20 protein-coding genes are annotated in these 20,446 nt (G+C 32.9%); 8 read left to right on the plus strand and 12 right to left on the minus strand.

Going from position 1 to position 20,446, the window contains the following annotated elements:
- Window positions 1-180: 180 nt before the first annotated feature.
- From ubiA to ABWU62_RS04155, 5 genes are all read right to left on the minus strand, one after another.
- Entirely contained in the window at window positions 181-1,068 is an 888-nt protein-coding gene (gene ubiA / locus ABWU62_RS04135; RefSeq protein ID WP_353287629.1) for a 4-hydroxybenzoate octaprenyltransferase, read from the minus strand.
- Window positions 1,069-1,071: 3 nt separating this feature from the next.
- Window positions 1,072-1,422 carry a ribosome-binding factor A gene (locus ABWU62_RS04140; protein ID WP_353287630.1) on the minus strand — a complete coding sequence of 117 codons (351 nt, stop codon included), beginning with the start codon at window positions 1,420-1,422 and terminating at the stop codon, window positions 1,072-1,074.
- 9 nt (window positions 1,423-1,431) lie between these two features.
- Complete coding sequence (gene infB / locus ABWU62_RS04145) at window positions 1,432-3,753, minus strand: translation initiation factor IF-2 (protein ID WP_353287631.1); 2,322 nt, start codon at window positions 3,751-3,753, stop codon at window positions 1,432-1,434.
- A gap of 7 nt (window positions 3,754-3,760) precedes the next feature.
- Window positions 3,761-5,314, minus strand: a complete 1,554-nt coding sequence (gene nusA, locus ABWU62_RS04150; protein WP_353287632.1) for a transcription termination factor NusA — start codon at window positions 5,312-5,314, stop codon at window positions 3,761-3,763.
- Window positions 5,315-5,401: 87 nt separating this feature from the next.
- Window positions 5,402-8,476: an efflux RND transporter permease subunit gene (locus ABWU62_RS04155; protein WP_353288158.1), complete on the minus strand. Its 3,075-nt coding sequence runs from the start codon at window positions 8,474-8,476 to the stop codon at window positions 5,402-5,404.
- A 161-nt stretch (window positions 8,477-8,637) separates the two neighbouring features.
- Here ABWU62_RS04155 and ABWU62_RS04160 point away from each other — a divergent pair, with 161 nt between their 5' ends.
- Window positions 8,638-9,204 carry a hypothetical protein gene (locus ABWU62_RS04160; protein ID WP_353287633.1) on the plus strand — a complete coding sequence of 189 codons (567 nt, stop codon included), beginning with the start codon at window positions 8,638-8,640 and terminating at the stop codon, window positions 9,202-9,204.
- A gap of 3 nt (window positions 9,205-9,207) precedes the next feature.
- Here the strand turns inward: ABWU62_RS04160 and ABWU62_RS04165 are convergent, their stop codons facing one another.
- Window positions 9,208-9,945, minus strand: a complete 738-nt coding sequence (locus ABWU62_RS04165) for a glutamine synthetase (RefSeq protein WP_353287634.1) — start codon at window positions 9,943-9,945, stop codon at window positions 9,208-9,210.
- A 326-nt stretch (window positions 9,946-10,271) separates the two neighbouring features.
- Between ABWU62_RS04165 and dnaA the strand changes: the two genes are divergently transcribed.
- From dnaA to ABWU62_RS04180, 3 genes are all read left to right on the plus strand, one after another.
- A complete protein-coding gene (gene dnaA, locus ABWU62_RS04170; RefSeq protein WP_353287635.1) occupies window positions 10,272-11,654 on the plus strand; it encodes a chromosomal replication initiator protein DnaA in 1,383 nt (460 codons plus the stop codon).
- A gap of 157 nt (window positions 11,655-11,811) precedes the next feature.
- Window positions 11,812-12,684 carry a protein translocase subunit SecF gene (secF, locus tag ABWU62_RS04175; RefSeq protein ID WP_353287636.1) on the plus strand — a complete coding sequence of 291 codons (873 nt, stop codon included), beginning with the start codon at window positions 11,812-11,814 and terminating at the stop codon, window positions 12,682-12,684.
- Window positions 12,685-12,759: 75 nt separating this feature from the next.
- Window positions 12,760-13,026 (plus strand): hypothetical protein, encoded by a 267-nt coding sequence (locus ABWU62_RS04180; protein ID WP_353287637.1) that lies wholly within the window; start codon window positions 12,760-12,762, stop codon window positions 13,024-13,026.
- Between the two features lie 33 nt (window positions 13,027-13,059).
- Here the strand turns inward: ABWU62_RS04180 and ABWU62_RS04185 are convergent, their stop codons facing one another.
- From ABWU62_RS04185 to ABWU62_RS04195, 3 genes are all read right to left on the minus strand, one after another.
- On the minus strand, window positions 13,060-13,194 hold the full coding sequence (locus tag ABWU62_RS04185) for a hypothetical protein (RefSeq protein ID WP_353287638.1): 135 nt from the start codon (window positions 13,192-13,194) through the stop codon (window positions 13,060-13,062).
- A gap of 71 nt (window positions 13,195-13,265) precedes the next feature.
- Window positions 13,266-14,058 (minus strand): IS5 family transposase gene (locus ABWU62_RS04190; protein WP_087740684.1). Its coding sequence is split into 2 segments (ribosomal slippage): window positions 13,266-13,793 and window positions 13,795-14,058, totalling 792 coding nucleotides; the frame shifts between segments, so codons are not numbered across the junction.
- A gap of 97 nt (window positions 14,059-14,155) precedes the next feature.
- The gene (locus ABWU62_RS04195) at window positions 14,156-14,323 is read right to left on the minus strand and encodes a hypothetical protein (protein WP_353287639.1); all 168 of its coding nucleotides are present in this window, start codon (window positions 14,321-14,323) and stop codon (window positions 14,156-14,158) included.
- Here ABWU62_RS04195 and ABWU62_RS04200 point away from each other — a divergent pair.
- Window positions 14,317-15,322 (plus strand): IS630 family transposase gene (locus tag ABWU62_RS04200; RefSeq protein WP_353287090.1). Its coding sequence is split into 2 segments (ribosomal slippage): window positions 14,317-14,778 and window positions 14,780-15,322, totalling 1,005 coding nucleotides; the frame shifts between segments, so codons are not numbered across the junction. The genes ABWU62_RS04195 and ABWU62_RS04200 overlap by 7 nt on opposite strands.
- Before the next feature lie 33 nt (window positions 15,323-15,355).
- Here ABWU62_RS04200 and ABWU62_RS04205 read toward each other — a convergent pair.
- Complete coding sequence (locus ABWU62_RS04205; protein ID WP_353287640.1) at window positions 15,356-15,880, minus strand: TIGR02281 family clan AA aspartic protease; 525 nt, start codon at window positions 15,878-15,880, stop codon at window positions 15,356-15,358.
- Window positions 15,881-15,993: 113 nt separating this feature from the next.
- On the opposite strand from ABWU62_RS04205, the gene yidC reads away from it, so the two are divergent.
- The 3 genes from yidC to nusB are packed head-to-tail and all read left to right on the plus strand — an operon-like array spanning window position 15,994 to window position 18,573.
- On the plus strand, window positions 15,994-17,703 hold the full coding sequence (gene yidC / locus ABWU62_RS04210; protein ID WP_353287641.1) for a membrane protein insertase YidC: 1,710 nt from the start codon (window positions 15,994-15,996) through the stop codon (window positions 17,701-17,703).
- Window positions 17,681-18,109, plus strand: coding sequence for a 6,7-dimethyl-8-ribityllumazine synthase (locus tag ABWU62_RS04215; RefSeq protein WP_353287642.1), 429 nt, complete (start codon window positions 17,681-17,683; stop codon window positions 18,107-18,109). Before yidC ends, ABWU62_RS04215 begins: the two co-directional genes overlap by 23 nt.
- Window positions 18,106-18,573, plus strand: coding sequence for a transcription antitermination factor NusB (nusB, locus tag ABWU62_RS04220; protein WP_410542190.1), 468 nt, complete (start codon window positions 18,106-18,108; stop codon window positions 18,571-18,573). The genes ABWU62_RS04215 and nusB overlap by 4 nt, the downstream gene beginning before the upstream one ends.
- 241 nt (window positions 18,574-18,814) lie before the next feature.
- Here the strand turns inward: nusB and ABWU62_RS04225 are convergent, their stop codons facing one another.
- Both ABWU62_RS04225 and dut read right to left on the minus strand, forming a co-directional pair.
- Window positions 18,815-19,354 (minus strand): hypothetical protein, encoded by a 540-nt coding sequence (locus tag ABWU62_RS04225; RefSeq protein WP_353287643.1) that lies wholly within the window; start codon window positions 19,352-19,354, stop codon window positions 18,815-18,817.
- Window positions 19,355-19,428: 74 nt separating this feature from the next.
- A complete protein-coding gene (dut, locus tag ABWU62_RS04230) occupies window positions 19,429-19,890 on the minus strand; it encodes a dUTP diphosphatase (RefSeq protein WP_353287644.1) in 462 nt (153 codons plus the stop codon).
- Between the last annotated feature and the right edge of the window lie 556 nt (window positions 19,891-20,446).

Below are 20,446 nucleotides of genomic sequence, written 5' to 3' on the forward strand. Positions count from 1 at the left end.
TTATCTTCCTGATTTCCTTTCAAGATATGTTCTAAAAAGTAGAATCTGTTCAGCAGGGTGACAAAATAAGATAGAAAAGACAGCTATAGAAGTAAATGGTGTCATCCCAATATAATGCTTTCTCTGTCATTCCAGTGTCAAGCACTGGAATGACACCATTTTTGCTTCGGTATTTACACATTAGCCATGCATCTGAACGGATACAAAAGTAGAATTTACAATTCTATCTAAAAGGATACCGAAAAAGAGCAGGAGTCCTATCTGGGAATTATTTTTAAATATGGACATGCATTGATTAGAATCGTCTGGATTAAAATTTTTGTATTGGTGGTGAAATATGAATCCTATGGCAAGTAAAGCAATATAAAAGATGTTATTTAATGATGATAGTATGCCAGCGTACAACCATGCCATTAAGGATATTAAATAAAATCTTTTCAACCAAGATTTTGTTGTATTGCCAAAATATAATGCAGTAGATTTCATTCCTAATTTCTCATCATCTTTTTTATCTTGATGAGCGTATATAGTATCATAACTAAGCGTCCAAAAGACGCATCCTATATAAAATAGCAAAGATTCTATGCTAATCTGGTTTGTTATTGCTGCTGAACCCATGAGTGATCCCATGTTGAAAGTAAACCCTAAAAACAATTGTGGCCACCAAATGTAACGCTTTAGCAAGGGATAGATAACTATCATGCACATTGAAATTATTCCAAGTATAAAAGTAGTTTTATTGGTTAATAATAAGATTACCAGGGCAATAGACAGTAACAGTGAAAGTAAAGCCAAAGCCTGCTTTATGTTTAATGCACCACTTGCAAGTGGTCTGTATTTTGTTCGTTCAACATGTGCATCTATTTCTCTATCGAAGATATCATTGATTATGCACCCTGCGGGTCTCATTAAAAATGCACCTATAGTAAACAAAACAAGGAAAAAAAGAGCCTGATACGATAGAGAAGTTGAGGCTAAAAGAATGCCGCTTAAGCTAGAAAATAGCACAAGCCATAAACCTGTTAAACTGTGTATTCTCATTAATGAGAAATAATGGTTGAAATACATTAATTAAGTGTGATTATGTAATATTTTGCTTACATTGACAAAATTATCGAATGCTAAATCAGGCTTAAAAACTAACTCAGGTATAAATCGTAGATCAACATAACGCAATATAGATTTACGCATTGACCATGCAGATTGGTTCATTTCATTAATAACAGTGCTGATATCATCATTATCATTTTGGATGTCCAATGAAGATAACACAATATATACATCTGCTTTCTTCAAATCTTTGCTTAACTTTACATCAGATACCACTACTTTTTCATTAAGAATATTACCTTCCATTAAGACTTTTGATATTGCCCTATGTAATACCGATGCTACTTTTAGGTTTCTAATTTCTTTTTTCATATCCAGCTACTATAACGTCCTTTCTTCTTGTACTAATTGATAAGCTTCCAAAATGTCTCCAACTTTAATATCGATATTACCCTCTAGCGATATTCCGCATTCAAAGTTTACACCTACTTCTTTAACGTCATCTTTAAATCTACGTAGTGCTTTTAACTTTCCTTCATGTACCAATTTGCCGCCACGCACTACCTTAATTAAAGAATCTTTTCTTATAACTCCATCAGTGATATAACATCCAATTATATTACTGACTTTGGATGCATTAAATATTTGCCTTACAGATGTAGAACCAACACGAACCTCTCGTGTAACAGGCTTTAACATTTTAGTTAGATACATCCTCATGTCTTCAATAAGCTCATATATTATATTGTAAGTATGTATTTCTATACCTTTTTGTTTTGCTAATTCTCTTATTTTTGAATCCACTTTTACATTAAAAGCTAAAATTACTGCGCTTGATGCTTCTGCAAGCAGCACATCCGAATCTGTTACTCCTCCTACTGCTTTGTGTAGAATATTTAATTTCACTTGATCTTTACCAAGCTTATCAATTGAGCTTGATATTGCTTCAATAGAACCAGTGACATCGCACTTTAAAACTACAGATAGTTCTTCTGTTTCACTATCATTACGACTGAATATATCTAAATTATTGTCGTCTAAATCTTCTTGCTTTTTCTTAATTAATTCTAACCTGTATTCAACAATTTCACGAGCCTGCCTTTCAGAGTTTACAACAACAAATTTATCTCCAGCATTTGGTACACCGTTTAGACCAGTAACTTCAACTGGAGTAGAAGGTAGTGCCGCTTTTTCTCTTTGACCAAGGTGATTAACCATACTGCGTACTTTGCTGTATGTTGTACCAACTATCAATATGTCACCAATCTTTAATGTTCCTTCTTCAACTATTAATGTAGCTGATATTCCTTTAGCTTTATCTATTTTAGACTCTATTACCCATCCAAGTGCTCGACAATCCTCTATTCCTTCTAGCGTCATTAATTCAGCAATTAATAAAATTGCCTCTTCTAGTTTATCTAAGTTGATTTTCTTTTTTGCTGATACTGGCACAATTATAACATCACCACCAAGTTCTTCAGGGATAAGATCATACTGAGGCAAACTATTAATTATTTTTTCTACATCACCAGGTTGTGATTTATCAATTTTATTAATGGCAACTATAATAGAGACATTTGCTGCTTTTGCATGGTTGATTGCTTCAACTGTTTGTTTCATGATTCCATCATCAGCTGCAACTACTATTACAACTATATTAGTAATATTGGCACCACGTGCACGCATTGCAGTAAACGCTTCATGCCCTGGTGTATCAATGAAAGTAATTTTTTGCTTATTTTTTGTCGTTAATTGATAAGCACCTATATGTTGAGTGATGCCACCTGACTCTCTTTCTGCAACATTGGATTCACGAAATGCATCGAGCAATGAGGTTTTACCATGATCCACATGTCCCATAAAAGTAACGATAGGTGGTTTTAGTCTTTTAGGTAAGCTTTCCCTGTTGCTTATAAATAGTAAATTCTTTTCTTTATCAGCATCACTTACTCGTTTAGCAGTATGATTAAATTTTTTTGCTATTTCGCATGCTATATCTGGATCTACTAGATCATCTACTCTATAACTCTCCCCAACTTCTTCTTTGAGCATTTTTAGCACACTCTTGCTATTTTCTGCCATATAAATAGATAACTGCCTAATAGTTATTATATCTGGTATAACAACTTCTCTTGATATATTTTTACCTTTAGTAAACTTTGATTGTCTACTTCTTATACCAAATTTTTGCTTAAATACAGGGAGGTGTTCATTTCTTTCATCTATTGACTGTGTAATGACTAGTTTAGAATGCTTAGAGTATATATCTTTACTAGCCTTAAGAGACTTTTTATCATTGTTCTCATATTCAGTGCTATCTTCTTTTTTTTCAACTGAGTTAGTACTACTTAAAACTTCCTTATTTATTTCTTTAGGTAAAGAGTCTGCCTCATTTTTATCTTCAACCTCTTTATTACTTTCTTCTTTTATTATTTTCTCTTTTTCTTCTCTATGATTTTTTGCTTTTAGCAAAGTAGCATTCTGTACAGCATTAATGCGGGAAATTTGTTCTTTTTCAGTTAAAGAGCCTAATTTACTCTCGTCAAATAAACTATATTCTTCTGCAGAATGAATTTTTCTTCTTTTTTTTACTATTGTAGTACCAGCACTTTGACTAGCTAAAGAGTTTAAATTAATGTCTAATTTAAGCTTGCTTAAGCCCTGTAGGGTTAATTTTTTATTACTGATATCTTCATTATTCATATTGTTTTTATATTAATCCAAGCTTTTTACGTGCTTCTATGATTATTAAATCTGCTGTATCTTTTAGATTGTCTTTATTATTAGTTGAGGAAGAGAGTATGCTATAAAACTCATAATTTGATAAATCTGCTATGTCCTCTAAAGTTTTAATATTATGTTTACTAAGCGCAATTTTATTATCTATTGATAAGGTTAAGTTGATTATATCGTCTTCCATACCTAAATTTTTTAGCTCTTCTATTTTTCTATCATTCTCTGCTTTCAGGTAATTATTTGCTCTATTATGAAGTTCATTTGCAATATCTTCATTAAAGCCCTCTATTGAAGCAAGCTCCTTAATTGAAGTGTTAGATATATCTTCTACACTTGAAAAACCTTCTGTTACCAATAATTGGCCCATAATCTCTTCTAAGTTTAAAGCTTCAGCAAATAAAACTGAACATTGACTAAATTCTTTATTTCTTCTTTCTGATTCTTGCTGAGTGCTTAATATCTCAATTTTCCATCCAACAAGCTCTGAAGCTAATCTTACATTCTGACCCTTTTTTCCTATAGCTAAACTCAATTGATCTTCAGCAACTATTAACTCTATACAATTTTCATTTTCGTCAATAATGACCTTTGATACTTCTGCAGGAGTAATGGCTTTAATAACAAATTGACCCAAATCTGATGAGTAATGTATGACGTCGATTTTTTCACCGTTTAATTCGTGTATAATAGTTTTTATTCTATCTCCTTTAACTCCAACGCAAGCACCTACTGGATCGATATTCTTATCAGATGAAAAAACAGCAACTTTAGATCTTGAACCAGCGTCTCTAGCTATACCTTTAATTGTTATCAATCCATCAGCAACTTCTGGTACTTCTTGATTCAACAATGCCTCTAAAAAGCCTTCATGAGCCCTAGAAAGAATGATTTGACGTCCATCATCAGAGCGCTTAACAGCCTGTATGTAAGCTTTAACCTTATCGCCTTCACGAAATGACTCACCACCAATCAAGTTCCGTAAAGGGAGGTATGCTCCAACTCCGTTTATGTCTATAATAAGATCTGAATATTCTACTTGTTTAACGATGCCATACCTCATTTCTCCTACCTTATCTTTAAATTCCTCATATTGCTTTTTTAACTCTTCATCTTTGATTATTTGAGAAATCTTTTGCTGGGCAATTCTTGCTGAAACAAGATCAGTGTTAAGAGAAATCAACTCACTAATAGTATCTCCAACTTTTGCATCTTCTTTTATTAACTTAGCTTGTGTCAACTTAATTAAGTCACACTCATTTTCATTTGATTCATCATTAATGACTTTTAGTTGTCTATATGAGGTAACTTTGCCTGTGTTTCTATCTATATTAACTACGATTTTACTTTTGCTACCATACTTTTGTTGAGCAACTGCTTCGATAGCACTTTTAAGTGCATTTATTATAATATTAAAATCCAAACCTTTTTGAAGTGAGAGCTCTCTCGCTGTTTTTATTACATCAAGGCTTCCAACTATGTTATTCTTGTTGCTTTTCTGCTTAACACTGCTTTTACGATTAGCAATCATATAAATAAATCCAATTTAATTAGTTATAATTATAGCTTCAACAGGTAAAGAACGCTATCTTAAATGTTAAATGATTGCTAATTTAAGTCAAGTTTTTTCATGTCTTTGTATGATAAGCAATGCCGGAGTAAAGAATAAAGTTAAGACCGTTGCAGCCAATATTCCACTTGCTATGGTTGCTGAAATATCAACCCACCACTGGCTTGATGGAGCATCATATGTGATTTGTAGCGTAAAAAAACTGATATTTAACTTAGTAATCATCGGTATTAAACCAAGAACTGTAGTTGCAACGGTAAGTAGTATTGGCCTGATGCGAGAAATTGAAGCGTTTATTATACATTGCTTAATGTTATTTTTGCGCACCTTAATTTGCTGATGAAAGGCATCAAGCAATAGTATATTATTATTCACTATAATTCCTGCTAAAGCAATTATCCCCACTCCACACATGACAACTACAAAAATTTTCTGAATAAGAAAGAAAATGAAAAATACACATGTTGTTGATAAAAACACTGCTGTCATTACGATAAATGTATAGTATATGTTGTTAAACTGTGCCACTAGCGCCAATATCATCAATGTAATTGCTAATATAAAAGCCTTTAATAAAAATGCTCCTGATTTTTGTTGATCTTCCTTGTCACCTTTGAAATCAATCTTTACTCCTTTACTACAGTCTTGAGTAATCGAATTTTGAATGAACTTAACTCTTTCATCAACAAGATAGCCAGTATCAACGTCAGCAGAGATTGTTACTGTGCGTGATCCATCAATCCTACTTAGTTTATTTGCCTTTTTTTCGGGAACGTATTTCACTATGCTACTCATAGAATACGGTCCATTTGCTGTATTAATAAAAAGGTTATCTATAGTTTTCATGTTGCGATTCTTTCTGGGAAAGCGTAGTACAATATCAATTTCTTCATCTGCGTTATTTGGTCTATATTTTCCAATTAATATTCCATTTGTAACCATCTTTATAAAATCACCAATGGTTGCAACACTTACTCCAGAGCTTGTAGCCTTACTCTTATCAATACTCATATTCCACTCTATTTCAGGTGCTGATCTACTATCTTGAATATTTATAAATCCAGACGAAGGTTGGTCCATAATTTTTAGGATTTCCTCTGCTACTGAATTCAAGTTGGATGCACTTCCGCTTAAGTTAATTTGTATTGGCTTGTCAGCTGATGGTCCTGACTTTTGTTCCTGTACATCAATTATTACTCCTTTTATGTTTTGCACACTGCTCCTTATATCATTTAATATTTGCTTAGCTTTGCGCCTGCAGCGCCAATCTACAAGTTCCAATTGAATTTTGGCAATAACGTTGTCTGAAAATTTTCCTGATCGAGCATAAAAAACATAAATTTCTTTTTCAACACCCAAAATACGTTCTTCTACTTTCTTAAGTATCAAATCTCGTTCTTTGGCTGATAAGCTTTCTTTTACTTTAACGCTGATTAAAATGTTATCTGAATCTACATTCGGAAAGAACTTTAATCCAGGACCAAAAGTAAAATATAATATACTAGACAAAGATAAAACAAATACAACAACACATACAAATTTTTTGGGGTGATCTAAGACTTTCTCTAACATACGTACATAAGTTCTTATTATAAGCCCAGTATTTTTTACCTCACCACTTTCTATAGCACTCATTCTTATTATTTCTTTTTTTGAAGTTATTGAAGGTTTACCAAATATTGCACCAAGTGTTGGTATAAAAACCAAAGCCATAATTAGAGATCCAGTTAAAGTTAGAATTATTGTAATTGGTATGTACTGCATAAATTTACCGACTGTATCGGGCCAGAGTAACAGAGGGAAAAACACTGCTAATTTAGTCAATGTTGATGATAAAACTGGATAGAACATATCATGAACTGAGGTACAAAAGGCTTCTACTTTATCCATGCCACAAATCATCTTTCTATCAGCATATTCGCTGATTACAATTGCATCATCAACCAGCATGCCAACTGCCATAATTAAACTGAAGAGCACAACTATATTTAGAGTAATACCCATTAGGTAAAGAGCCATTATTCCTATGAGAAAGGAGCCAGGTATTGATAGTGCAACAAGAATAGCAGCCCTTGTTCCCATAAAGAGCATTATTATGGTTAATATTAGTAATACGGCAAATATTATACCATTTTCCAAGTCGTCAAGCACATCACGTACATTTTTTGACTGGTCATTCAAATAAACTACTTTTAAATTTTCAGGTAATTGATCTTTTGCTTTGTCCATTAAGTATTTTACTTGATTTACCGTGTCTATTATGTTTTTTCCATTGCGTTTTGAAATTTCTAGTACAATGCTAGGTAGTCCATTAATACGAGCAAATCCTTGGTGATCCTCAAACCCAAGGTATACTTTTGCTATATCTTTGATTCTCAAAACTGCGTCACTTTGAGATCTAATAGGAATATTCATAATATCTTCTATGTCTTTTAATAACCCTGATATTTTAATCGAATATTTACCGGTATCATTTTCTAGTGATCCGGATCCTACCAATCTGTTGTTGTTTGATATAGCTTGAAATATCTCATTTGATTGAATGTTATATTTTGTTAGAACTGTGGGATCAATTATAACTTCCACTGTTTCTTTACGCATACCTGCCACTTCAACTTTAAGAACATTTGGCAGAGATTCTATTTCTTTCTTTAGTTTGCGTGCTATTTCAGTTAAAGCTCTTTCCGGCAAATTACCAATCAAGCCAACGTTTAGTATCGGAAATAAGCTCAAGTTTATTTCATTGATTATCGGAGATTCTGCTTCAATAGGTAATTTTGATTTTATGTTTAAAAGCTTTGAACGGACATTATCGAGTACTTCTTTGTTATCATACTCTGTGCCAAATTTAAGTATCACATGAGCACCGTCATTAGTTGCAAGCGCCTTGAGCTCTCTCACGCCCTCAATGGACCTTAGTTCATTTTCTATTGGAATAGCTAATAACTTTTCACTATCCTCGACAGAAATACCAGGAAACCCGACAAATACGCTAATTATAGGAATCTGTATATCAGGATTGCTTTCTCTTGGCATTTTTATATAAGTGTATGAGCCGAAGGTAAAAATCACGATGAGCAATAACATTACTGTTCTATTCCTCTCTATAATTAAGCTTTTCATTTCGGACATTATACGTATTTACATCATATTATAGCTAAGATAAATTATATATTAATTAATCCTTATATAGCTTTATGTAAATGATTAAAATTTTTACAGTTTTGCAAGCGTAAGAAAATTTCTATATAATATAACTTTAGTATGGTATTTGAGGGATTATTATGGTAGCAGTTCTAAGTGTGACAGAAGGCAAGAATAAAGTGATCGTATCTGGGTTGGTTGGTGTTTCATCAACTTTAGTATTTTTAACAGTGATTCACATTGCTGCAAAGATAGCCATTATAGTTACTGCTGCTGCAGTTACTTACGCATTACTCTCATTGATTAATAAAGCAAGAGCTAAGTCTGCTAAAATTGCCGATGTATCAGAAGATGAAGTGCATAGCAGTGCTGGTAAAAGTGAAGAAAAAGATACCGTAGAAGAACTAGAAAAAGCTGAAGCTGAGCTAGAAGAAGAAATAATAAGGAAAAGAGCAGAAGAAAAAATGAAAAATGGACTACCTGAACATATGGACCTTGACGGTAACTCACTTGCTGGGGATGATGATACAAATCAGACTAAATGCGCAACGAATTATATGGATTTAATGCGATCCCCTCCTATGCATATGGATGGATATTACCGAGAAATCAAAGAGGTTAATGCTCCGAGAACTTCTGTAAGTAATGATCAAATGATAGTACCAAAGCGGCTAACTATAGAAGATATTGTTAACCAGCGTGGTTAGAGTTTATATCAAACTCTCCATCTTATATTGAGAATCAGATGCAATGCCGTAGACTCTACTTGGTGGAATGATTTTGTTCTCTATACCGAAAGCCATGCCTTCAACTATTGCTGCAAGCACCTTTTCAAGGTTGCAATCTGCTCCGGGAACACGGTGCTCCAGCCGGCACCTTTTGAAATCGTTGCCAAAATAGGGGATTCTTATTGCAGCAGTTCTGTTATTTACTCCCCAGCTAATCGTAGTTGGGGTATGGATATCTGGATATTGAAACCTTAAATATGATTCATCATTTGGAGCAAAAAATAGCATATATTTTTTCATCATTGCACATAGTCCACCTATGCTGTGAATCAGGTAGTCACTATATTTTTGTTTGCTGCTGTAAAATAAGTTATCGTTATTTGAATTCATAAGGTTAACATGCACATTTAATGCACTGCCTGCTCTATCCAGATAAGGCTTTGCTTTAAAAGAAACATTTCCCCCAAGTTTTTGTGCTACTTCAGTAAGTAATTGTTTTGCCAACTCAAAATGCATAATTAAATTATCAGAGCCCGTATAACAGTCACTTTTTATCTCATATTGGTTTAAAGAACTCTCTTTCTCACAAAAAAATCCAAGAGAAGCTATTTTATTTTTGATGCTATTCAGAAATAAATATTCTTTTTTTATTCCCTCAGTGTAAAACTCCAGTTCAATACCAAATACAGTATTATGGCTCAAATTACTTAATATAATCACAAATTTACTTCAATAAATTTATATTAAATCAGATGTATTTATACAAGTACTTTACTTATTTATCAGTAAATTTAATATCTTGTTTATACATAATATATTACTATTTTTTAATAACATACTTCTAATCCTCGGTACAAGCAACATTTATAAATTGATTGTTTTTATTTCAAAAAAATGATCAATTTTAGTGCTTTTATACTCTTTACAACTCGTCAAAAAATCCTCATAATTTTAAGTATATATTAAGTAGTGTTAGCTTTTTATCTTACAGTAAGCTATTGATTATCTTACATCTTTCTAATTATTGTTCTTTCTTGGTGTGGTATATGAACTTAACTAACCCTAAGGTTTCTACTATGTTTTTTGATCAGATTATTACAGTAACGGACCACAATGTTACTTGGGAAAAAATCCAAAATTGTCTCCATAATCTCTATGGAGAAGCAACATATAACAGCTGGCTGAGTTCACTAAGATTTATCAGCAACAGAAATGGAGAAGTTTTGTTGTCTGTACCAACAAGATTTATAAAGGAGTGGATTACAATTCACTACATGGAAAAAATATTATCATTATGGCAAAGCGAAGATCAAAGTGTATGTTCTATTGATATTCAATTAATTGAAGAAAGAAATTCAAATTCTAATACGATACTAAAAAATAGAGAGGAAAATAATCATAATCTTGGTTCACCACTAGATACCAGATTCACTTTTGATAATTTTGTGGTAGGAAAGTCAAATGAGTTAGCATTTACAGCAGCAAAGCGTGTAGCGGAATCTATAGATCCAATATCAGGAAGCAACCCTTTATTTCTATATGGTGGAGTGGGACTTGGTAAAACACATTTAATGCATGCTATAGCTTGGGACATAGTCAATTCTCTGTCAGCAAAAAGAAAAGTGGTATATTTATCAGCAGAGAAATTTATGTATCAATATATTACGGCGCTGCGGAGCAAAGATATTATGTTATTTAAAGAGCAATTTAGATCAGTAGATGTATTGATGGTAGATGATGTGCAATTTATCAGTGGTAAAGATAGTACACAAGAAGAATTTTTTCACACTTTCAATGCATTGATAGACCAAAATAAACAATTGGTTATATCAGCTGATAGGTCTCCTAGTGATCTTGATGGAGTAGAAGAAAGAATAAAATCACGACTTGGTTGGGGATTAGTTGCAGATATTAACGAAACAACTTTTGAATTAAGACTTGGTATATTGCAGGCGAAAGTGGAGCGAATGAATATGTATGTTCCAAAGGATGTCCTAGAATTTTTGGCAAGGAATATAAAATCCAATATAAGAGAACTAGAAGGAGCATTAAATAAGGTTGCTCATACCTCGTTAATTGGAAGAAGCATGACAGTAGAATCAGCTAGTGAGACCCTAATTGATCTTCTTAGGTCAAATCATAGGTCAATCACAATAGAAGAAATACAGAAAAAAATAGCTGAATTTTTCAATATAAAGATTGCAGATATGCAATCTAATAGAAGGCTCCGCAGTCTTGCGAGGCCGAGACAAATAGCTATGTATTTCGCAAAGAAGTTTACGCAAAAAAGTTTACCAGATATTGGAAGAAATTTTGGTGGTAGAGATCATGCTACTGTTATACACGCAGTCAAACAAGTGGAAAATTTCATAAGAACTGACCCAAAATTTGCTGATGAAATCAATCGATTAAGAAAGATGTTTAAGTAGCACTTTATTAATGACAACCAGGCTGGTTTCATTTCTTTGATCAAATATCTTTTTCAAGTAGATTAAGTAAATCAAAGATCAGTATTAGTATAAGCTAAGAGAAAATAGCTAGTCGATTGCTTAAAAAGTATATAAAATCACAATTTAAGTAGGAAATATGGCCATTAGACTTATTCCAGACAATCTTAATATCAAATTTAGTAAATATGGAAAATTGACAGCATTCATTAGCATTATTCTCATCATTTTTTCAGTGCTTACTGTTGTACTACATGGAGTGAATTTAGGCATAGACTTTACAGGTGGGATTTTGATGGAGATAAAATCCTCAAGCGAGGATCATACTATTCTTGATATACTAAAAGAGAATGGATTTGCAATACAGAATTCAAAAGCTGGTGATAATTTAGTTGTGCGGTTTAAAGATGAGGGAGATGAAGATAAAATTAAAAAGGTTAAAAGTATATTAGAAAGCAAATTAGGTAATTTAGTAACTTATCGCAAAATAGATTATGTTGGTCCACAAATAGGTTCAACACAGATATTTGAAGGAATATTATCCATGTTGATTGCAATTGTTGGAATATTTTTTTATGTTTGGCTTAGATTTAATTGGCAATGTGGATTGGGTGGAACAGCGGCACTGATCCATGATGTGATTTTAACTCTTGGCTTTATCAGCTTAACGAGTATTGAGTTTAATATTTCATCAGTTGCAGCTCTACTTACCGTGATTGGCTATTCAATTAATAATTCAGTGGTTATATACGATCGGATTCGAGAGTATCAAAAAAATAGAAAAGATGTAGAAATGGATGAAATAGTTGATGCTAGCATTAATTCTACACTATTTCGTACTATGTTAACTTCAGGTACTACTCTTCTTGCCGCTCTTCCTTTAGTGCTGATTTGTACAGGTGTGGTCAGAGACTTCTGCTTAATCATTTCTTTTGGCATTGCAATCGGCACCTGTTCCGCAATATTTATCTCTGCTCCTATATTGACCTGCAGGGCTTTAATAAGCAGGTGAAGCATAAGAGTTAATTATTTATACTAAAATTAGTATAAAATTTCTTCATTATTCACATTATAAAGGAGTTTTTTTATGGTAGATACTTTAGAATTGCGGTTGAAAGATATTGATAATTTTGGTTCATCGGGAGATAGTTTTTATGTTAAATTAAAAAATGGTGCAGGGTGTAGTTTTGACAAAAATGATTTAAAATGTTCATATAATACTCAGAGATTTAATGAACAGATAGAAATAGAAAATATCGAGCTCAAGCCTAGTAAAAAAGAAGCTAATAGCAAAACTAATAAGACATTTGATTCTAAAGTTACAGGTGATATGAAAGTAACTTACAATGTATAATATCCGAATTCAAAGTCAGGTACGAGTGGAAGTCTAAATGCTACCATTGCTTTTCAAGGAGAAGGTAATAATGTTGTTATACCAATTCCCGCTATACAAGCAACGAATAGACAATAATGGAAAAAAAGCCATACTGGAGTAAGTAAAATAGCGAGGTTTAGATGGCATTAAGATCAAAATTATTGGATGAAAAAGTGGTGGAATCAGCAAAAGAGATGCTGAAGAAAGTAAGAGCCTGTTCATAATCTTTTGAGGAGCAAGGCAGTAAAAGCTAGAACGACCATTTGTAGGCTAGTATTGAGTTTACGCTCGCAATTTTTCCATAACCGTCTACACTTTTCCAGCCAAGCAAAAGAACGCTCTACAACCCACCTTTTTGGCAATACAACAAAGGTATGTAATTCACTTCGTTTTATTACTTCAACGGTTGCACCAATAGTCGTTTTTATTTGAGTTGCAAAATTTTCTCCTGTATAACCTGCATCAACTAGTATATTTTGAACTTCGGAAAGATTTTTTCTTGCGTTACAAATCATCTCTACAGCAGCAGTACGATCTCCGATATTAGCTGTAGTAATATAAATTGCATGTGGCAAACCTTGCGTATCTACTGCAATATGACGCTTTATTCCTGAAATTTTCTTGCCGGCATCATAACCTTTTTCTTCAGCAATATCGGTGTTTTTTACACTTTGAGCATCAATGATGCAGAAGCTTGTTTTTGTATTCCGACCACTGTTGAAACGAACCTCTCCAACTAATTTTTTTTAAGACAATTTCTAGAACACTTTCTCTATCTTCATTCGGTTTTTTACTCCATCTCTTGAAGTAATCGTAACAATTGCGCCATTTTGGAAACTCTTTTGGTAGCATTCGCCACTGACAGCCACTTTTTAGCACATAAAGTACACCGCAAAATAACTCATATAAATCCAGTTTTCTTGGTTTTGTTTTTTTTCTACAGGATTCTAGATCTGGTAATATAATCTCAAATCTTTCCCGACTTATATCACTTGGGTATACACTCCTCATATATCCTAACTTATATACATTATCTCTTAGTTTATTCCTTTCTTGAGATCATGTACAGGTTCTGAAAGTAAGCGAGTTAATGTTGATCTAGAGTCACTTAATAGTCCTCTTGATAATGAAGATAATGTAGAAAGTCATAGCTCTGCAAATAGTGGTCCAAATGTTGTAGATACTGATACCAATTCCCGCTATACAAGCAACGAATAGACAATAATGGAAAAAAAGCCATACTGGAGTAAGTAAAATAGCGAGGTTTAGATGGCATTAAGATCAAAATTATTGGATGAAAAAGTGGTGGAATCAGCAAAAGAGATGCTGAAGAAAGTAAGAAATAATGCGTATGTTGCAAAAAAACTAAATGCTGTAATTGCAGCAAAAAAGCACAGTATAACAGCTGTAGCAAAAATATGTTGCATTTCGAGAAAGGCAATTACTACATGGATAAAGCACATAAAATTTGGAAGAGAAGAAAAATTATTTTCTCCACCTCAACGCCGTAGAAAAACTATATTGAACCAAAGTCAACTTGAACAAATTGAGGTGTGGATAGAGGAAAACCCCAATATTACTATTAGAGAAATGAGAATAAGAATCCAAGAAAGATTTGGTTTGAATATCAGCAAATCCACAATACATCGTAATATGCAAAGAATGAAATTCTCATATATCACACCAAGACCAGTTCATAGTGGACAGGATAAAAATAAGCAAGAGGAGTTTAAAAAAAAACCTCAATGAAACTATTGTCATGCATTCTGAAAAAGAGCTATTTTTCTTCGATGAATCACGGTTTGGTACACATTCAAAAGTTGGACATGGGTGGTTTAAAAAAGGCAGTAGGACACAGGTTAAGGTAAAATTAGGTAGGGAAAATTTTTATCTCTATAGTGCAGTTAATCCCAGAAATGGAGAGAATTTTAGCTTATTTGCACCAAACGTCAACACTGCTTGTATAAATATATTCCTTGAACAGATGTCGCAATATTTAGGAATACGAAAGGCTTTTCTCGTGATGGATTGCGCTAGTTGGCATAAGTCAAAAAGTTTAAAGATACCTAAAAATATCGAAATTATATACCTACCACCATACTCACCTGACCTCAATCCTGTTGAGAGGTTTTGGTTATATATAAAACAGAACATTTTGCGCAATAAAATCTACGATACAATTGTTCTGCTTGAGAGCGCTTTGTGTAAATTTATTACCTCTCTTTCCCCTTCCACGGTTAAACAACTCTGCAATGCTTCTTATTTGGTTCATTAATAATGAGAGTTGGTATTATATAAGTAGTATTCTTTAGCCACGATATAATATCAGCTTGTTATCTCTTATAGTGAAATGGAAATACCTCAAAAAGCTCATGCCAAGTAATGAATGGGACATAGAGTGAGTATTAACACTAGCGTGCACATCATTAATTAAAAAATTTCCTATTTTAACTTGAGGTATTTGAACCACTCCAGCTTTTATTTGACCTTTTGCAGTTTCATATATTTTAAAGTCTTGAATGTTTTGTAAGTTAATACCAGCATGTAACGCATCTTTTTGCGATAGAACAATATCAGTTGCTCCGGTATCAAGCAAAAACGTTATATTACGATCATTGACTTGAGCTTGAATATAAAAGTGTCCATCGTATGACTTTGTAAATTCAATACTTCCGCCATTTTGAACCCTTCCTTTGTACGGTAGAAAAGTGCTCAGAAACCTATTGCTTAGTTTATCCCCTTGTGAATCAATAAACATTGCAGTAATGACTATTATCAGTAGCCAAATAACTAAATTTTTTGCTGCATTCATATTATTAAAATTTGAAGCCATAAGAGTAAGTTTTTAAGATTAGCGTTAAAAGCTATTATTAAAAATAAGTAAATTTTATTGTTTTAGTACAATATTTAATATATACTTTAAGGAGGTATGTTCGATTTAATTTCATGTCAGAAGCAAAAAATTTAATTTTAGCAACAATTCTTTCTATATTGATTATAGTATTATGGCATATTATATATGATAATTTTCTTAACATGAGCCAAAGCCAACCATCGATTGAAAATATTGAACATATCGAATCTTCTAACGACCTTGCTCCTATTATATACCAAAATCGTTCTGAAATTATTAATTCTACTAGAGAACAGAGAGTTAATTTAACCAATAACATGCTTGAAGGATCAATTTCTCTGAAAGGTGCAAGGTTTGATGACTTAATCCTAACTAACTACCACTTAGAACCGAGTTCTTCTTCTCCACAAGTGGTGTTACTGTCACCTGCAGAATCAAAAGATGTATATTTCGCAGAATTTGGGTGGCTCGATCCGAATGAAAAGATTAAAGTTCCAGATTCTAAAACAGTATGGCAAGCAAATAAACCCAATCAAAAAGAGGTCAATTTATTTTGGGATAATGAAAATGGCATTTTATTTAGAATGAAAATTAGCCTTGACGATAACTACATGTTTAAAGTTGAGCAAATTATTGAAAACAATACAAAAGATAATGTAGTTTTAGTTCCCTATGGTAAAATCAATCGTAAACGTGATAATATTAACGAATCCTATTGGATATCACATGAAGGAGTACTAGGTGCATTTAACAATAAGCTAGAGGAGTGGACATATAAGGATATTTCTAAGAAGCGTTTAATAAAGGCAAGCACGAGTGAAAAAAATTGGTTTGGTTTTGCTGATAAATACTGGCTTACAGCCATCATACCTGAGAAATCAGATAAAATAAATGTGAGCATTAAACACACGAATGTTAATAACATTGATAAGTTTCAAGCAGATTTTGTTAGACCGTACACACACATACTCCCTGGTACAAGTGCTTCTACTCTGAACTACTTTTTTGCTGGGGCAAAGAAATTGAATTTACTTGATTCTTATAAAGACACTCTCAATATACCTTTGTTTGATAAGGCTGTAGATTTTGGTGTTCTTTATTTTATAACCAAGCCGGTGTTTTTACTGCTTGAATATTTTAACTTTGTTTTGAAAAATTTTGGCTTAGCAATATTATTGCTAACTTTAGTAATCAAACTTTTGATGCTTCCCTTATCTAATAGATCATATATTTCGATGTTCAAGGTGAAAAGCCTGCAGCCTGAATTAACTCGTATAAAAGAGTTGTACAAAAATGACAGCTTAAAGCAGCACAAAGAGACAATTGCGTTGTTCAAGAGAAACAATGTAAATCCAATGTCGAGCATTTTCCCTATGCTCATACAAATACCAGTATTTTTTGCTCTGTATAAAGTATTATTTGTTACTATAGAGATGAGACACGCCCCTTTTTATTTATGGATTAAGGATCTTTCAGCTTCTGATCCAACAAACATTTTTACATTATTTGGGTTGTTTAATTATAACTTTCCTATTTCTATAGGCATTTTACCTATAATTTTCGGCGCTACCATGATAATTCAGCAGAAGCTAAGTGAGAACGATCAAACCAGTAAAGATGATATTCAAGTAAATGTTATGAAGTTTTTACCTTACATTTCTGTCTTTATTTTTTCTTCTTTTCCTGCCGGCCTGGTAATATATTGGATATTTAGTAATATTATAACTCTGGTTCAACAATCATTAATAAAGTTGCTTTTAACAAAAAAAGTGGGGATGAATGTCGAAAATACTAATAGTTAATTCAATTTACCACACTGAAATAGCGAACCTTTTGCTTGAAGGTGCAGTCGATAGATTAAAAGAAAGTCATGCAAGCTATGATATAATTGAAGTTCCTGGTGCATTTGAGATACCAGCTACAATTCTCTTTGCAGTCAAAAGCAAGAATGCTAATTATGATGGTTATTTAGCTCTTGGATGTGTAATTCGTGGTGAAACTGATCATTATAAATACGTTTGTAAAGGAGTAATCGAAGGCTTAAATGAAGTTATTATGCATTATGCAATACCCTTTGGTATGGGCATAATTACAGCAGGTAGCAAAGATAAAGCACTAATTAGAGCTGACAAAAATAAAAAGAACGTTGGTGGCCATGCAGCCTCAACTGTTTTGCATATGATAGATCTACACAATAAATTAAAATGATGGAAGTAGATAAAAGTTGGCGCATAAAGAGAAGCACAGCAAGATTTCTTGCCGTACAGGTTATTTATTCAAATATTTTCATAGGTTACAATTTTAAATTGGAAAATTGTGGGCTTAAGGATTACATAAGTAAGCTGAATGATATATTTGAATTTGAAGAATATGACCATCAATTCTTAGAAAATTTGTTGCATAAAGTTATAAAAAGTAGTGAAGAATATGATAAAATAATAGAGTCTTATTTACACCCAAGCTGGTCTCTTTCGCGATTAAATCTTATAAGCTTATCTATTTTGCGTGTTGCAATATGTGAGTTAATTAATTGTGATACACCAGTTCCAGTTGTTATCAATGAGTATACTAACATTGCATCTGATTTACTTGATAAATCAAGCGAAATTGGTTTTATTAATGGGTTATTGGATAAGGCAAAAGATGCAGTTAAATTAAATAAAAATCCTTAGCAAATTTCTTACAATTATGTGAATATCTATTTTTTGAGACAGTTTCTACAATAAGTTTAAGTCATTAACACTAAAAAAATGAAGAGAAGACTTATTCCTTTTATACTTGGCTGCTTAATGATCTTTCTGGCTCTTCGTGTTCAACTTTTGGTAACTTAACAATTGAGCCTGGCACAAATTCAATGATTACTTCTTTAGCATTATTTTCTTCAACGCCTAAACCTAACGTTTCTAACTCCTGTCAACAAATTATCTCTTCAAATATACCATCACCATTCTTCTTGTATAGCTGATGCAGATCAAGGAGTTTAGTGTTGCCAAGCAAGATCATCGGTTCAGGATTATCCTTGTATTTAATCTGGCTATAACTTGCAGCTTTGAATACTTCGCCTTTTGAGTTAGTAAAGTCTATGGTATATTCACGATTTTCGTTCTCATAGTTCTCTTCAATAAATTCAAGATCTTTATCTGTTACTTGCAACATCAGGTATCTTTGACAGCTACCAGTAACAATCCTCGGAGCTTTAAGCTCAGATATTTCATTGTTTTTCATGATGGAATATGTTGCTAAAATAACCAATGAAACTGCAACAAATGCTAAAACACTTATTCCAAGTGGTGTAGCTGCAAAAACTGCAAGTGGCTCTAGAATAGAAGTTGAAGACACCCAATATGGAGCTGAAAGTGCTGTTGCTGCACCTATGACACATAGAGAAGTAAGTACTAAAAGTGCAGTATTTGTTTTGTGGAGCTGGCCACGGTGGTTTTTAGAAATTAACATAATTCCCTTATTAAAATTTAAATTGATTAAAGTTATATGTGAAAAATTATTACTGTCAACTTATAAACAATAAATTATCTACCACTTGAGCCAAAGCCCCCTGAATTGCGACCAGTTTCTTCTGCATAAAATTCTTCTGTGTTGTTCCAAACTATCTGAGGTACAGGAGTAATGAGGATTTGCGCGATTCTATCTCCTCTTTTTATCTCATATGAATGATTACTTAGATTAATTAGGCAAACTTTAACTTCACCTCGATAATCAGAGTCTATAGTGCCTGGAGAATTTAAGATAGTGATTCCATCTTTTGCAGCAAGTCCAGAACGCGGGCGTACTTGCCCTTCAAAACCGTTTGGTATTGCAATCACAATGCCAGTTGGAATAAGTAACCTTTCAAGTGGATTTAAAATAACAGAGGTGTCCAATGCAGCATAAAGATCCATGCCAGCACTCTGCATAGTTGCATAATAGGGAAGAGGCAAGCTTTCTCCATGTGATAACTTTTTTATTTCTACTTTAATTTTATCTCTTTGCATTTTTATTCACCAGTTATGAAAATTTGATTGTAGCATGTAAATTATGCCTGTAAAAGATAAGAAAACTACTTGACAAATTTTTCAGCTTCCTTATTATGAAAATAGGAGTATTTATCCTTGTTTTCGATCTGCGCGGGTTCAATAACAAAATTCAGCAAAAAACTCAGATATTTGTTGGCAAATTACATAAAAATTATAGCGGCTGCGTGTCTTTTTTATTTTTTCTACATTCAGCCAAAACGCGCTTATTTTAAGCGTTAGCACATTATTACAGCGCCAACTTAAATTATTAAAACTCGCTGTACGGGGGTTCTTTTGCCTTTTTTATAATTAGTAAATTTATTAATATTTTGGATTGGTTAGGAGTCCTATAGAGATGTCATTCCAGCACTTGATGCTGGAATCCAGCCCTTCTGCAACCTCATCGAAAACGTTGTACCACTTTCTATGCTAGTTTGCTTGTAAGCAACTTGGATCCCAGTGTCTGGGCACTGGAATGACACTACAGAGGCTATTTGGATGACAGAAAAGAGTACCGGGACAAGAGGGAGCTACT

The organism is Wolbachia endosymbiont (group B) of Gerris lacustris, from assembly GCF_964028355.1.
Lineage (GTDB): Bacteria > Pseudomonadota > Alphaproteobacteria > Rickettsiales > Anaplasmataceae > Wolbachia.

Bases quoted from the DNA above. Each gene is read 5' to 3' on its own strand.
- ubiA (WP_353287629.1), bottom strand. From the start codon at position 1,068: ATGTATTTCAACCATTATTTCTCATTAATGAGAATACACAGTTTAACA.
- ABWU62_RS04140 (WP_353287630.1), bottom strand. From the start codon at position 1,422: ATGAAAAAAGAAATTAGAAACCTAAAAGTAGCATCGGTATTACATAGG.
- infB (WP_353287631.1), bottom strand. From the start codon at position 3,753: ATGAATAATGAAGATATCAGTAATAAAAAATTAACCCTACAGGGCTTA.
- nusA (WP_353287632.1), bottom strand. From the start codon at position 5,314: ATGATTGCTAATCGTAAAAGCAGTGTTAAGCAGAAAAGCAACAAGAAT.
- ABWU62_RS04155 (WP_353288158.1), bottom strand. From the start codon at position 8,476: ATGAAAAGCTTAATTATAGAGAGGAATAGAACAGTAATGTTATTGCTC.
- ABWU62_RS04160 (WP_353287633.1), top strand. From the start codon at position 8,638: ATGGTAGCAGTTCTAAGTGTGACAGAAGGCAAGAATAAAGTGATCGTA.
- dnaA (WP_353287635.1), top strand. From the start codon at position 10,272: ATGAACTTAACTAACCCTAAGGTTTCTACTATGTTTTTTGATCAGATT.
- secF (WP_353287636.1), top strand. From the start codon at position 11,812: ATGGCCATTAGACTTATTCCAGACAATCTTAATATCAAATTTAGTAAA.
- ABWU62_RS04180 (WP_353287637.1), top strand. From the start codon at position 12,760: ATGGTAGATACTTTAGAATTGCGGTTGAAAGATATTGATAATTTTGGT.
- ABWU62_RS04185 (WP_353287638.1), bottom strand. From the start codon at position 13,194: ATGCCATCTAAACCTCGCTATTTTACTTACTCCAGTATGGCTTTTTTT.
- ABWU62_RS04195 (WP_353287639.1), bottom strand. From the start codon at position 14,323: ATGCCATCTAAACCTCGCTATTTTACTTACTCCAGTATGGCTTTTTTT.
- ABWU62_RS04205 (WP_353287640.1), bottom strand. From the start codon at position 15,880: ATGGCTTCAAATTTTAATAATATGAATGCAGCAAAAAATTTAGTTATT.
- yidC (WP_353287641.1), top strand. From the start codon at position 15,994: ATGTCAGAAGCAAAAAATTTAATTTTAGCAACAATTCTTTCTATATTG.
- ABWU62_RS04215 (WP_353287642.1), top strand. From the start codon at position 17,681: ATGTCGAAAATACTAATAGTTAATTCAATTTACCACACTGAAATAGCG.
- nusB (WP_410542190.1), top strand. From the start codon at position 18,106: ATGATGGAAGTAGATAAAAGTTGGCGCATAAAGAGAAGCACAGCAAGA.
- ABWU62_RS04225 (WP_353287643.1), bottom strand. From the start codon at position 19,354: ATGTTAATTTCTAAAAACCACCGTGGCCAGCTCCACAAAACAAATACT.
- dut (WP_353287644.1), bottom strand. From the start codon at position 19,890: ATGCAAAGAGATAAAATTAAAGTAGAAATAAAAAAGTTATCACATGGA.